The sequence below is a fragment of the Algibacter amylolyticus genome (assembly GCF_014202225.1).
GTDB classification, from domain to species: domain Bacteria; phylum Bacteroidota; class Bacteroidia; order Flavobacteriales; family Flavobacteriaceae; genus Algibacter_B; species Algibacter_B amylolyticus.
The window spans coordinates 64,920-78,211 of sequence record NZ_JACHGE010000002.1 but is presented as its reverse complement, the minus strand read 5'-3'; the positions used below and the strand labels follow the sequence as shown (position 1 = coordinate 78,211).

Sequence of the window (13,292 nt, the reverse complement as noted above, 5' to 3'; positions counted from 1 at the left end):
TATAAATATGAAGTAAAAATATAAAAATATATATTTGTGATATTATTATCAATATTTCATTTATAAAATATTCATTATGGCAAAAATTAAATTAGAATACCTTTGGTTGGATGGTTACTTCCCAACTCAGAATTTAAGAAGTAAAACCAAGGTTGAAGAACATGAAAACTTCCAAGGAACAGTAGAAGAATTAGGATTATGGTCTTTTGACGGGTCTTCTACACAACAAGCCTCAGGTGGATCATCTGATTGTATTTTAAAACCAGTTGCTGTTTATCCAGATCCAACAAGAAGAAATGGATATTTAGTAATGACTGAAGTTATGAATGCTGATGGAACACCACATATATCTAACGCACGTGCAACGATTGAAGATGATGATAACGATTTCTGGTTCGGATTCGAGCAAGAATACTTTATTATGAATACAAGTACTGAATTACCATTAGGATTCCCAAGAGGTGGTTACCCAGCTCCACAAGGAATGTACTACTGTTCAGTTGGAGGAAAACATACTCACGGACGTGATTTAGTTGAAGAGCATGCAGATTTATGTATTGATGCTGGATTAAACTTTGAAGGGATTAACCAAGAAGTTGCATCTGGACAATGGGAATTCCAATTGTTTGCAAAAGGCGCTAAAAAAGCCGGAGATGAAATCTGGGTTGCTAGATATTTATTAGATCGTTTAACAGAAGGTCGTGGAATGTACATCGAGTACCATCCAAAACCATTAGGAGATACAGACTGGAATGGTTCTGGAATGCACGCTAACTTCTCTAACTCTATCTTAAGAACTTGTGGTTCTAAAGAAAAGTATGCAGAAATTTGTGAAGCTTTCCGTCCAGTAGTTAAAGAACACATCGATGTTTACGGTGAGTTTAACGACCAACGTTTAACTGGTAAGCACGAAACAGCATCTATTAACGATTTCTCTTGGGGAGTTTCAGATAGAGGCGCGTCAATTCGTATTCCAATTATTGCTGTAGAAAAAGGATATAAAGGCTGGTTAGAAGATCGTCGTCCATCTTCAAACGCAGATCCATACAAAGTAGCTGCAAGAATTATTAAAACTGTTAAACCAGTTAAATAAGCATTGTACATTACAATATATAAAAGCGCTAACATTAATTTGTTAGCGCTTTTTGTTTGTTGTCACTTCGAGTGCTTCTGATATTTTCATCAATATTGTATCGAGAAGTATGGCGTTACCCGAAAAGGGTCGGGCTTTCACTACTCGCTCCTTCCTAAAAAGTCAGGGAGCTCAAACATGCCGTTCAATCCCTAACGCGGGCTTGTTTGCTAACTTGAGGTTACTAGAATGAAAGTTTAGTCGTTTTTTTTTGCAGGGTGTATTATCTTAATCAACTAGACCAATATCTAAAAAACCATAAAAATTTATAAAGAGAACCTGTATAGCTTAAAGCTTTCCTTGTGTAAAAACCAAAAACATAAAAACACCATAACAAATCACTAAAAAGAATCCTTTTAGTCTACTTATCTGCAAACGTTTTGGTAAAAATATAAGCGGTATTAATATTGCCGAAAAACCTAGCATCCAAAAAATATCGCTCGATAATATTTGTGGTTCTGTAACCGGAATAGGTTTTACCATAGCCGTTAAGCCCAACACTGATGCAATATTAAAAATATTAGAACCAATTAAATTTCCTAAAGAAATAGCTTTCTCTTGCTTTGCCGCCGCAATAACCGAAGCCGCTAATTCTGGCACGCTGGTACCAATAGCTATTAAAGACACACCTATTACAGCTTCGCTAACACCAACAGACGTAGCAATATCTTTTGCTCCAAAAACAAGCCATTCACTTCCAAAATAAAGCGCTGCTGCTCCTATTAATAACCATAAACCTATTTTAAAGTTTGAAACTGTAGATAAAGTTTCATCAACTTCTTCTACAACCACATCCTTTTTTGCACTTTTAATAAGGTAAACTAAAAAGACAATAAGTCCCGCAAATAAAATACCACCTTCAATGGCAGATAAAACATTATCATTTTTCAAAAAATAATACAACACCATCGAAAAGATCATCATTACAGGCCAATTAAGCTTGTAAAACGACTTATCTACTGCAATAGCTCCAACCATAGCCGTAATTCCTAATACTAAACCAATGTTGGCTATATTGGACCCTACAACATTATTTATAGCAATAGCTGGCGACCCAGAAAGCGCTGCTTGTAAACTCACCAATAATTCGGGTGCAGAAGTGGCAAACGAAACCACCGTCATACCAATTACCATTTTAGAAATGTTAAACTTAAATGATAAGGCTACAGAAGATCTTACCAAAAACTCGCCCCCTACCACTAACAAAACAAAACCAAGGATAACCCAAAGAATACTCATAAATAATATTTTTTTGCGAAGATAAAAGAAAGTAAAAAGCTAAAAGTGATTTTTTTTTAAAACTTAAATTTTAGTTTTAAAACAAATAGAATACCCTTGAAAAAATTATAAATTAAAAATCATTTTCTATTCTTAAAATGATGAAACACAATAAAATCTATACTTTACAAACTAAACACTCCTTGAAACATAAAAATTGTTTCTAAAACAATCTATAATTATTACATATAATCATTAAAACTACCATTTTTAATTTCATATTAAAACTCAAGTAAAGGGAGTCACACAAATATTAAAACCAAAAGCATTATTTAACTTACAAATCCGTATTTAAATTCATTGTTTTTACAAAAAATTCTTGGTAAACATAACACCAAACCTATATCTTCAAAAAACATTGAAATAATTAACCCTTTTAACTAACTTTTAAAACGCTAAAATATGATTACACTTGCCAAACTATTAATTGATATAATAATTTATATTGTTTCGATTATTTAAACCAAAAACAAAGTAGAGCTTAGTCTAGAATAAGTTTTACTATTTTTGTACCTTAATAATGAAAAAAGTGAAAAAGCAAGTATTCAAGGTTTTAGCCAAGGTTAACAAAATTATCTTACCAAGTTACACTAAAAGTAAATTAGATATTACCAAAGCAACAAAATTTCAACTAGCAATTATAGGCTGGAGAGCGTATATAACCAAAAATGCATTAGGTTAATAGTTAAAAACTGCATTTTGGCTTAATTTTTGCATTTTTCTAAAATCATGCAGTACTTTTACATCAAATTAATAATTATCCCACAAATCTAAACCCTCCCTATGGTTAAGTATTTATACCTATCGCTACTATTATTTGTTAGCTTCACCGTACAGATTTTCGGTCAAGAAGAAGCTAATATTTCAACAAAATTCTCCCAAGACGGCAAAATCTATAAATCAGAATCTAACGGTTCTGAAATTATTGCTGAGTTTAACGAAAACCAAAAATGCGTAGTAACAGCATTTTTAGGCAACTTTACTTATAAGGTAAAATATAAAGATTTCGTTGGTTTTGTAAAAGACCAATACCTATTTGTTAACGAGCAAATGATGGATTTATATTTTGATCATGAAGAAGAACAGCGTGAAAAAGCCATTCAGGAACGAAAGCAAAGACAAGAAAAATCGCAATCTTATGTAAAAGAAGCGCAAGAGAAATTGCAACAGATTGAACAAAGACGTTTAGATTCTATTGCAAAAATTGAAGAAATTAAGCAACGAAAAATCCTTGAAAACAAACGAAATGACTCTATAGTTAAGGCGGCTCAAGAAGCTAAGAGACAACACGAAATTTTAAAACAAAAAGAAGCACAAGCTAGAGCTGAAGAAGAAGCTAAGCGACAGCTATTAGAAATTCAAAGACAAAAGGAAGCCGCTGCTAAAGAAGCACTAGAAGCTAAAAGGCTACTAGAACTTAAAAAGCATAAAGAAGCTGAAGAAAAAGCCGCTCTTGAGGCTAAACGACAACTAGAACTTCAAAAACAAAAAGAAGCGGAAGAGAAAGCTGAACTTCAAGCTAAAAGACAATTGGAACTCCAAAAACAAAAAGAAGCCGAAGAAAAGGCTGCTCTTGAAGCTAAACGACAACTAGAACTCCAAAAACAGAAAGAAGCCGAAGAAAAAGCTGCTCTTGAAGCTAAAAGACAACTAGAACTCCAAAAGCAAAAAGAAGCGGAAGAGAAAGCTGCTCTTGAGGCTAAAAGACAACTAGAACTTAAAAAGCAAAAAGAAGCCGAAGAAAAAGCTGCTCTTGAAGCTAAAAGACAACTAGAACTCCAAAAACAAAAAGAAGCCGAAGAAAAAGCCGCTATTGAAGCTAAAAGACAACAAGAGCTCCAAAAGCAAAAAGAAGCTGAAGAAAAAGCTGCTCTTGAAGCTAAAAGAAAACTAGAACTCCAAAAACAAAAAGAAGCCGAAGAAAAAGCTGCTATTGAAGCTAAAAGACAACTAGAACTCCAAAAACAAAAAGAAGCTGAAGAGAAAGCTGCACTAGAAGCTAAACGACAATTGGAACTTAAAAAGCAGAAAGAAGCGGATGAAAAAGCAGCTCTAAAAGCAAAAAGAAAGCTAGAAATTCAGAAGCAAAAAGAAGCTGAAGAGAAAGCAGAATTAGAAGCTAAAAGACAATTGGAGCTTCAAAAACAAAAAGAAACAGCAGCCGCGTCTGATCTCGAAACTGAAAAACAGTTAGAGACCAAAAAACGTAGAGAGTCTGCTATTAAAGCAGAACGCGATGCCATTAGAAAACAAGTAAACGAAGCAAGCAAATACAACTCTATAGCAAAAGCAAGAGAAAAAGAGGAACAACAATTAATAGAATTAAGAAGACAGAACGATTCTATTGCTAAAATGATAGAGAAGGAAAGACAAGAACTTGAAGGTTTAAGACGAAGTACCGCTTTAGCTCAAAACGCTATGAATTCTGAACCTGAGGAACAAGATGCCGAAGTCATTGCTTTAGCAGAAAGAATGAAATATAGAAATGAGTGTCACTATCAAATTAATGATTATGATAGATTCTATAACATAACAACCAAAAGAACAGAAGAATATAGTATTTCTAATAAATTAACAGCCGAATTATACCAACAAGGTGTAAAAACAAATGTGTTTTTTAATTTATCCGAAGACTTAGGTTGCGCTTCGTACCTTCCTAATCAGCGTTCTAGTTTAAAAATAACTCTAGAAAATAATCGTACCGTGATGTTTTATCATTCATGGGATATTGAATGTGGTGAAATCTTCCATTTTAAAGCCATTTTAACTAACGATCAAAAAAGTGCATTAAAAAGTTCGCCAATTAAATCTATCGTTTTAAAAGGAACTAAGGGCACCAAAGACATAAACTTTATAGAGTATAAAGAATTTTTTATAGATAAATTAAAATGCATCGATTAAATTTTTATTCCTAGTCTTATACTAGAATATAAAAACTTAATACCATAAAAATCAAGCCGTTTAAAATAAATAACTTTTTAAACGGCTATTTTTTGCTCTTAAATTTGCCGGCCTTTCAAAATCAATATTTATATAAAAACGCTAGTCTTAAAATTAAATTTTCATTTACTTGTAACATTTTTAAATTTTAAACTACTTATAGAGTAACTAAACCACACCATTGAATAAAGAGCTAGAACATAGTTTTGTAGAATTGCTAGAAAAGCATCAAAATATTGTGCACAAAGTTTGCCGTTTGTACACCAATAATTATGACGCCCATAACGATTTATTTCAAGAAATAACCATACAGCTTTGGCGCGCATATCCAAAATTTCGTGGTGATGCCAAATTTAGTACTTGGATGTATCGCGTAGGATTAAATACCGCAATTACACTCTACCGAAAATCTAAGCGCACCATAAACACGCAAGATTACGCTGGTGTAGAATTTAAAATAAAGGCGGAAGATTATGATGATACCGAAGAACAGCAATTAAAAACCCTATACAAAGCAGTACATCAACTAAACGATATTGAAAAAGCATTGGTCTTTTTATATTTAGAAGACAAAGACTATAAAGAAATTAGTGAAACACTTGGTATAAGTTCCGTTAATGCTCGTGTAAAAATGAACAGAATTAAAACGAAACTTAAAGCCATACTAAATCCGTAACATTATGGATGAATTAGATTTATTAAAAAAAGACTGGAAAAAGGGCAATAGCAATTACCCTAAGCTTTCCTATAACGATATTTACAAGATGATTTTAAAAAAATCGTCCTCCATCGTAAAATGGATATTTATAATCAGCCTCCTCGAATTCGGGTTTTGGCTATCCATCTCATTTGCCTTTAAAGGAAGTGTATATTCTAACAAAATAGACGAGCTAAACATTAACCATATTTTAATCCCAATAACTATAATAAGCTATGCGGTACTAATCTATTTTTTCTATTTATTCTATAAAAACTACAAAAACATCTCAACTACCGATAGCTCCAAAACCCTTATGGAGAACATCTTAAAAACCAGAAAAACCGTAAAACATTACGTCATTTTTAACCTAGCATCACTTTTTATTGGTGCATTTATAGGTGTTTTTTATAACTTTAATCATAATCCCGAATTTTCAAGCAAGCTAGAACTAGCATCGGCAAGTGGCGAAGTATTTAAATTTTATGCCGTTATTTTTATGGTAACCTTATTGGTAATAGGGGTTGTAATTGGTGTATTACTATTATTTTATTGGCTTATTTATGGTATTCTTTTAAAGCGCTTAAACAACAATTATAAAGAGCTAAAAAAGTTAGAATCTTAGAGTATTTGGGCGTTACCACGAGGGTCGGGCTTTACGCTACAAGTCCTCCCACCTCCTTCGTCGGGCTGTGGGCTTTCCACTGCAATCCCTAACGCGGGTAAATCTGCTTTTATCTAGAATAAACGTAAAGCTTCAGCAGTTCCGCTACACTTCAAATTTTACAAGTCAAACTCGGTAACCTCAATAACCTCACCAGCATCCATAGTGTTTATATGAACACCTCCTACTCTAACCCTAACCAAACGTAACGTAGGAAAACCAACCACCGAAGTCATTTTTCTAACCTGTCTAAACTTCCCTTCATTTAAAGTTATAGACACCCAACTGGTTGGTCCATGTCTGTCATCTCGTATCTTTTTAGCGCGTTTAGGTAATACAGGAGTTGTGTCTAGTTTGAAGGCTTTACACGGCTTCGTGCTATACATCTCACCTTCTACCCGAATATCCAAACCCGTTTGTAATTGGGCAATAGCAGCCTCGGTAATATCGCCATCAACCTGAGCGTAATATTCCTTATCCACTTTCTGGCTGTTAATATGCGCACTCATTTTACCATTGGTGGTGAGTAGCAACAAACCTTCCGAAGCTTCGTCCAACCTACCAATAGCCATAATCCCTTCCGGAAAAACATGTAAACGTCCTAAAAATTTTTTCGATTGTTGTTTGGAGTCGTTACTCGCAAACTGACTTAAATACCCAAAAGGCTTAAAGATTATAAAATGCCTATGCTCAGTTTTATACGCTTCCATTCAAAATACTATGCACAAGCGCTTTAGTTGGTGTTTGTCCGTTCATTTTCGCTCTAACAGTATCAAAAGTAACTTTAAAATCGCAACCCGATTTATAAGCGCTACAGCCATAAGCTGTTTTCCCTTTTATAACTGTTCCTGTTTTACATTTAGGGCAAGCTAACTCATCTGGTTTAGCTTTCACCTTAGCCCGCTTTGGTTCAAATTTTAGCTTGAAATTTTCATCAAAACGCAATAAGCCTTCAACAGCCCCATTCTCCGTTTTAAAACCTTTTAAATTAACCGTCGAGCCTTTTGTAAGCAACCTTAAAAACTGTTTTTCAGATACTTTTTTATCTAAAAAACTAAAAGGCATTACAAAATTACAACCCGATTTATAAGCACTACAGCCATAAGCCGATTTCCCTTTAATAATTTGTCCTTGTTTGCATTTCGGGCAACTTTCAGCCGTAATACCAGCGCCTTTTTTAGCCTCAACCTTAGCAGCTCGTTTTTTTATAGTTGTAGCATACGATATGTTAGCGCGTTTTGTTTCACTACGCACTTCATAAACTAAAGCATCAACCATACGCTTCATATTTTTTATAAAAGCACCAGCACTATATTCACCCTTTTCAATATCTTTTAATTGCTTCTCCCAAGAGCCAGTTAATTCCGCAGATTTTAGCAAATCATTTTTAATCGTATCAATCAATTGAATACCTGTTTCGGTTGGCAACACCTGCTTTTTGTTACGTTTTATATATTTTCTTCTAAAAAGCGTTTCAATAATATTAGCACGTGTAGATGGTCTACCAATACCGTTTTCTTTCATTAAATCGCGTAACTCCTCATCATCCACCTGTTTACCAGCAGTTTCCATAGCTCGTAACAAAGAGGCCTCGGTAAATTGATTTGGCGGCTTGGTTTCTTTTTCTAAAAACGAGGGCTCATGTGGCCCTTTTTCACCTTTTTCAAACGTTGGTAAAATTCCCGATTCCTTTTGTTTTTTATCGGGATCTTCAAAAACGACCCGCCACCCTTTTCCTAAAATTTCTTTTCCCGTAGTTTTAAATACTACTTTTGCTGCATGTCCTAAAACCGTTGTGTTCGATACTACACAATCATCATAAAACACAGCAATAAAGCGTTTTACAATAATATCGTAAACCTGCTGTTGGTTGTATTGCAAGTTGGTTTGCATCCCTGTTGGAATAATAGCATGGTGATCGGTTACTTTTTTATCATTAAAAACACGCGTTGTTTTCTTTATTTTTTTCCCTAATAAAGGTTGGGTCAACTTCGAGTAATTCGTTAATTTTTGAAGAATCCCAGACACCTTAGGATAAACATCATTTGGTAAAAATGTGGTATCTACTCTAGGGTAAGTAACCACTTTACGCTCGTACAAAGCTTGTACAATTTTTAAAGTTTCATCGGCCGAAAAGCCAAATTTAGTATTACAATACACCTGTAATCCTGTTAAATCGAACAGTTTTGGTGCGTATTCTTTTCCTTTCTTTTTGCTAATGGACTGGATTTCAAAATCACTTTCTTTTACCTTATTTGCTAAAGCTTCACCATCTTCTTTTTTAAGAAAACGTCCTTCTTCATAGCTAAACAAGGTATCTCGATACAAGGTTTGCAATTCCCAGTAGGGTTGCGGTTTAAAATTTTCAATTTCCTTAAACCGATTAACAACCATGGCTAACGTGGGTGTTTGCACACGACCAACCGATAGCACTTGCTTGTAACCGCCATGTTTTACAGTGTATAATCTTGTGGCGTTAATACCCAATAGCCAATCGCCAATAGATCTAGAAAAACCAGCATAGTATAAATTATCGTAATCCTCTGATGGTTTTAAGTTTTGAAAACCTTCTTTTATAGCCTCGGTAGTTAAGGACGAAATCCAAAGGCGCTTTACTTCGCCTTTATAATTAGCCTCACTCATTACCCAACGCTGAATAAGTTCTCCTTCTTGACCCGCATCCCCGCAATTAATTACAAGTTCTGCCTTGTCAAATAAACTTTTCACAATATTAAATTGCTTTTTTATCCCAGAATTTGAAGACACTTTAACTTCAAATTTTTCTGGAAGCATGGGTAAATTATTTAAATCCCAACTTTTCCAATAAGGCTTATAATCAACAGGTTCTTTTAAAGTACATAAATGTCCAAAGGTATAAGTTACCGCATAGCCATTACCTTCATAATAGCCATCGCGCTTTGTATTTGCTCCTAATACAGTAGCAATTTCGCGGGCAACACTTGGCTTTTCGGCTATACAGACTTTCATGTGTCGATATCGTTTTTTTTTATTATTCACATGTAGCTTCCATACAATCTCTAACTTTAGTGTTAAGTTCTTGTAATAGAAGTTTCACTTGTTCATTTTTAAATGCAAGGTGCAAAATATAACTTTTAACGCCGATTTTAAAGGAGAATTGTTAGTAGTTATTAACTAGAAAAAACAAATTAAGGAAACCGCTTTATTTTATTTCATTATTAGTTGCCTATCTTTGTAAAAACATATAATCAGTATTTTTTCAGTTCTCCCTCAGTATGAAAAAAAATATTTTATTAGTATGCATACTATTACTTAGTATGCACTCTATCTCCTGTCAAGTAGGTATTGGAACCGCCAATCCCGATCCTTCGTCTATTCTTGATGTACAATCTGACACGAAAGGTTTTTTACCTCCTAGAATGACCACTAGTCAAATTAACGCTATAGCAAATCCTGCGGAAGGTTTATTTATTTATAATTTAGATGAAAGTTGTTTTAAATTCTATAATGGATCGTCGTGGTCTGGATGTTTAACAGAAGCTGCAACAAATTCTTTAGATTGTAGTTCTCCAACGGCCACAGGCGCCTTTGCTAGCGGCACCAACTTAAACAGCACAAATACCATAACTATTGATGTTCTTGTAAATGTTATAGAAACTTATACTATAAGTACAAATACAGTAAACGGATACAGTTTTTCTGCCTCTGGAACATTTAGTAATATAGGCTTAAACAAAATAACATTAACAGGCTCTGGAACACCCATTCTAGAACAAACAGATACGTTTACAATTACTTTTGCAGGTAAAAATGATACTTGTAACATTGACATTACTGTAACAACTGTTTTATCAAATTGTTTGGAATATTTAAACGCTGGTTCTACAACAGATGGTGTATATACTATTGATCCGGATGGAAGTGGTCCTACACTTGCTTATGATTGTTATTGTGACATGACCAATGATGGTGGAGGATGGACCCTTGTATTTAACCATAATACAGTAGGAGGTTATTGGACTAATGATGCTGAAGCTAATGAGTTTAATGTAGCAACACCAAACATAACCACTAATAAATACTCGATTTTAAGTAAACTAGATGAAATAAAAAGTAATACACCCTACGAATTTAGGCTGCACTACCCAGCAATAGGAATCACCAACCATTGGAGTCAAACTTTTGACCCTAGAAGTGGAGGTTCATCAACGAGGCCAGTAGCAGGCTATGTTGCAATAAATATTGACTCAACTAGTAGCTTTTGGGGTGGGTTGGAATTATCTTTAGGAAACACCTATTTAGATGGGTCTGTAAATAGCAGTAATTGGTGGTACTCCTTAGGTAGCATAAACCCCTATGGAAGTGGTATTCCAGGACCTGGTAGCGTAGTGAATAATGTTCAACTTTTTATAAGATAAAAAAACTAAACCTTTTCAATAACGCTTAAGGCTAGTCTAATTTTAAAATAATCCAAGTCTTCATTAAAGTATTCAAAATAGGGCCTCAATGCTTTGGGGCTATCTAATTTATCTTTAGCCTTTTTAACAGCTTCAACTTCACTTTTAGAAACAAAATCGAAAATATTTATAGCTTTCCCTGAGCTGTAAAGTTTAGCTATATGTGAGTAAACAGTTGTTGTAGCAATTTTTCGCTCTGTTGAAATCTCTTCAATGGAACGCCCTAATTTGTATAAATCGTAAGTTATCAATGTGGTATCTCTCTTTTTAGGCTTCTTAATTTTAGATCCTAAAAAACGGGTAATTTCTGCTATAAACTCATCGCCGTAAACCTCTAATTTTCGTTGCCCTACTCCACTAATATTTAAAAAATCGGCATCGCTTAACGGACGTTCACGCTCTATTTCTTTTAATGTGGCATCACTAAACACCAAATAAGCAGGTATATCTTCTTCTTGAGCTATTTTATAACGCAATAATCGTAAGCGTTCAAACAAACTATCATCACTCTTTTTCTGTCTTAACTTAGGCTTAGCCAGTTTTGTTCTCGTTTTCTTACCTTTTTTGGCCGTTGCTTTAAGTTCTGGAATTTCAACAGGTTTTGTTAAGGCTACTTTGGCTCCATCAAATAACACATTTTTTGAAAACTGAGTTAACTGTAAGGCATTGTGCTTATGAAATGCTATTTCGCAAAACCCTTGATTTATAAGTTGAATGATTAAATGTTGCCAATGTTTCCATGAAATTTCTTTACCAATACCGAAGGTTCTAATATTTTGATACCCTTTTTCAATTACAGCTGCATTTTGCGAACCACGAAGCACATCGATAATCATACCCATAGCTTCTTTTTCCTTTAAACGATAGATTGCCGAAAGGATTTTTTGAGCAATTATAGTCCCATCAAAAAACTGTGGTGGATTATTACAAACATCGCAGTTCCCACAATTTTCGGCCAATAATTCGCCAAAATAACTTAAAAGAATTTTACGTCTGCATGTTGTGGATTCTGCAAACTGTTTCATACGGTCTAACTTAGCGATCTGAACGTCTTCGTTGGCAGCGCCACTAGCAAAATTTCGCAATTGAATAACATCGGCATAGCTATGAAACAATAAGGCATGAGCTTTTAGCCCATCTCTACCTCCACGACCTATTTCTTGATAGTAACCTTCTATGTTTTTAGGCATATTATAATGCACTACCCAACGCACATTCGATTTATCAATACCCATCCCAAAAGCTACGGTAGCACAGACAATTTGAGTTTTATCGTAAACAAAAGACTCTTGTATTTTACTTCGCTTATCAAAATTTAATCCTGCATGATAAGCTTCGGCAGGAATTTTATTAGTTTTTAATTTTTTAGCTAATTGCTCGGTTGTTTTTCGACTTAAACAATATATAATTCCAGATTGATTAGGTCTACTTTTAATAAACTTGACAATTTGCGGAATTCTATCGTTTGCTACCCGTACTTCTAAAGCTATATTTTGCCTATCGAAAGATGATATAAATTGCTGCGCATGTTCAATACGAAGTTGTTTTTTAATATCGTCTCGCGTTGCCTTATCGGCAGTAGCTGTTAATGCTATAAATGGTGTATTAGGAAGTGTAGATTTTAAAAAACCTAATTGCTGATATGATGGTCTAAAATCATGCCCCCATGATGATATACAGTGCGCCTCATCAATAGCCACACAACTTACATACGTTTCATTTAAAATATTTTGAAGACCTGCAAGACTTTCTGGAGCGACATAAAGCAATTTTAAATCGGCATTAATAACCCGATCTATAATTTGTGATTGCTCTTCTGAAGATTGACTACTATTAAAAAAAGATGCAGCAATACCGTTGGCTAGTAAACCATCTACTTGATCTTTCATTAAGGCTATTAAAGGAGAAATAACAATAGTTACCCCATTAAACATTAGCGCCGGAAGCTGGAAACATATGGACTTACCACCTCCTGTTGGCATAATAACCAAACAGTCTTCTTTATTTAAAACCGACTCAACAATATGTTGCTGATTTAACCTAAAACTATCGTAGCCAAAGTAAGTTTTTAGATTATTAAATAACCGAGTATTAATTGCTGCTTTGGGCATGAAGGCATCCTGAAGTAAAAAACATTAACAATTT

At 34.3% G+C, this 13,292-nt stretch carries 10 protein-coding genes; 6 read left to right on the top strand and 4 right to left on the bottom strand.

The genetic code is table 11. The annotated features are described in order from the left end of the window. The first annotated feature begins 76 nt into the window (after positions 1–76). A complete protein-coding gene (locus HNQ90_RS05360; protein ID WP_144116856.1) occupies positions 77–1,093 on the top strand; it encodes a glutamine synthetase beta-grasp domain-containing protein in 1,017 nt (338 codons plus the stop codon). Positions 1,094–1,420: 327 nt separating this feature from the next. Here HNQ90_RS05360 and HNQ90_RS05355 read toward each other — a convergent pair whose 3' ends face one another. Continuing rightward, positions 1,421–2,371, bottom strand: coding sequence for a calcium/sodium antiporter (locus HNQ90_RS05355; RefSeq protein WP_144116855.1), 951 nt, complete (start codon positions 2,369–2,371; stop codon positions 1,421–1,423). Positions 2,372–2,939: 568 nt separating this feature from the next. Here HNQ90_RS05355 and HNQ90_RS05350 point away from each other — a divergent pair. The 4 genes from HNQ90_RS05350 (at position 2,940) to HNQ90_RS05335 (ending at position 6,672) form a co-directional block, all read left to right on the top strand. Beyond that, the gene (locus HNQ90_RS05350; protein WP_144117365.1) at positions 2,940–3,092 is read left to right on the top strand and encodes an SsrA-binding protein; all 153 of its coding nucleotides are present in this window, start codon (positions 2,940–2,942) and stop codon (positions 3,090–3,092) included. 101 nt (positions 3,093–3,193) lie between these two features. Further along, complete coding sequence (locus tag HNQ90_RS05345) at positions 3,194–5,311, top strand: hypothetical protein (protein ID WP_144116854.1); 2,118 nt, start codon at positions 3,194–3,196, stop codon at positions 5,309–5,311. Positions 5,312–5,531: 220 nt separating this feature from the next. Then, positions 5,532–6,026 (top strand): RNA polymerase sigma factor, encoded by a 495-nt coding sequence (locus HNQ90_RS05340; RefSeq protein ID WP_092851761.1) that lies wholly within the window; start codon positions 5,532–5,534, stop codon positions 6,024–6,026. Between the two features lie 4 nt (positions 6,027–6,030). Next, on the top strand, positions 6,031–6,672 hold the full coding sequence (locus tag HNQ90_RS05335; protein WP_144116853.1) for an MFS transporter: 642 nt from the start codon (positions 6,031–6,033) through the stop codon (positions 6,670–6,672). A gap of 158 nt (positions 6,673–6,830) precedes the next feature. Here HNQ90_RS05335 and HNQ90_RS05330 read toward each other — a convergent pair whose 3' ends face one another. After that, positions 6,831–7,421, bottom strand: a complete 591-nt coding sequence (locus HNQ90_RS05330; RefSeq protein ID WP_144116852.1) for a pseudouridine synthase — start codon at positions 7,419–7,421, stop codon at positions 6,831–6,833. Continuing rightward, positions 7,408–9,699 carry a type IA DNA topoisomerase gene (locus HNQ90_RS05325; protein ID WP_144116851.1) on the bottom strand — a complete coding sequence of 764 codons (2,292 nt, stop codon included), beginning with the start codon at positions 9,697–9,699 and terminating at the stop codon, positions 7,408–7,410. Before HNQ90_RS05325 ends, HNQ90_RS05330 begins: the two co-directional genes overlap by 14 nt. Positions 9,700–9,965: 266 nt before the next feature. Between HNQ90_RS05325 and HNQ90_RS05320 the strand changes: the two genes are divergently transcribed. Then, the gene (locus HNQ90_RS05320; RefSeq protein WP_144116850.1) at positions 9,966–11,108 is read left to right on the top strand and encodes a fibrinogen-like YCDxxxxGGGW domain-containing protein; all 1,143 of its coding nucleotides are present in this window, start codon (positions 9,966–9,968) and stop codon (positions 11,106–11,108) included. A 5-nt stretch (positions 11,109–11,113) separates the two neighbouring features. On the opposite strand, the gene recQ is transcribed toward HNQ90_RS05320, so the two are convergent. Continuing rightward, complete coding sequence (gene recQ / locus HNQ90_RS05315) at positions 11,114–13,258, bottom strand: DNA helicase RecQ (protein ID WP_144116849.1); 2,145 nt, start codon at positions 13,256–13,258, stop codon at positions 11,114–11,116. Between the last annotated feature and the right edge of the window lie 34 nt (positions 13,259–13,292).

Excerpts from the sequence above, each read along its gene's own strand:
- HNQ90_RS05360 (WP_144116856.1), top strand. The coding sequence starts at position 77 with ATGGCAAAAATTAAATTAGAATACCTTTGGTTGGATGGTTACTTCCCA.
- HNQ90_RS05355 (WP_144116855.1), bottom strand. The coding sequence starts at position 2,371 with ATGAGTATTCTTTGGGTTATCCTTGGTTTTGTTTTGTTAGTGGTAGGG.
- HNQ90_RS05345 (WP_144116854.1), top strand. The coding sequence starts at position 3,194 with ATGGTTAAGTATTTATACCTATCGCTACTATTATTTGTTAGCTTCACC.
- HNQ90_RS05335 (WP_144116853.1), top strand. The coding sequence starts at position 6,031 with ATGGATGAATTAGATTTATTAAAAAAAGACTGGAAAAAGGGCAATAGC.
- HNQ90_RS05330 (WP_144116852.1), bottom strand. The coding sequence starts at position 7,421 with ATGGAAGCGTATAAAACTGAGCATAGGCATTTTATAATCTTTAAGCCT.
- HNQ90_RS05325 (WP_144116851.1), bottom strand. The coding sequence starts at position 9,699 with ATGAAAGTCTGTATAGCCGAAAAGCCAAGTGTTGCCCGCGAAATTGCT.
- HNQ90_RS05320 (WP_144116850.1), top strand. The coding sequence starts at position 9,966 with ATGAAAAAAAATATTTTATTAGTATGCATACTATTACTTAGTATGCAC.
- recQ (WP_144116849.1), bottom strand. The coding sequence starts at position 13,258 with ATGCCCAAAGCAGCAATTAATACTCGGTTATTTAATAATCTAAAAACT.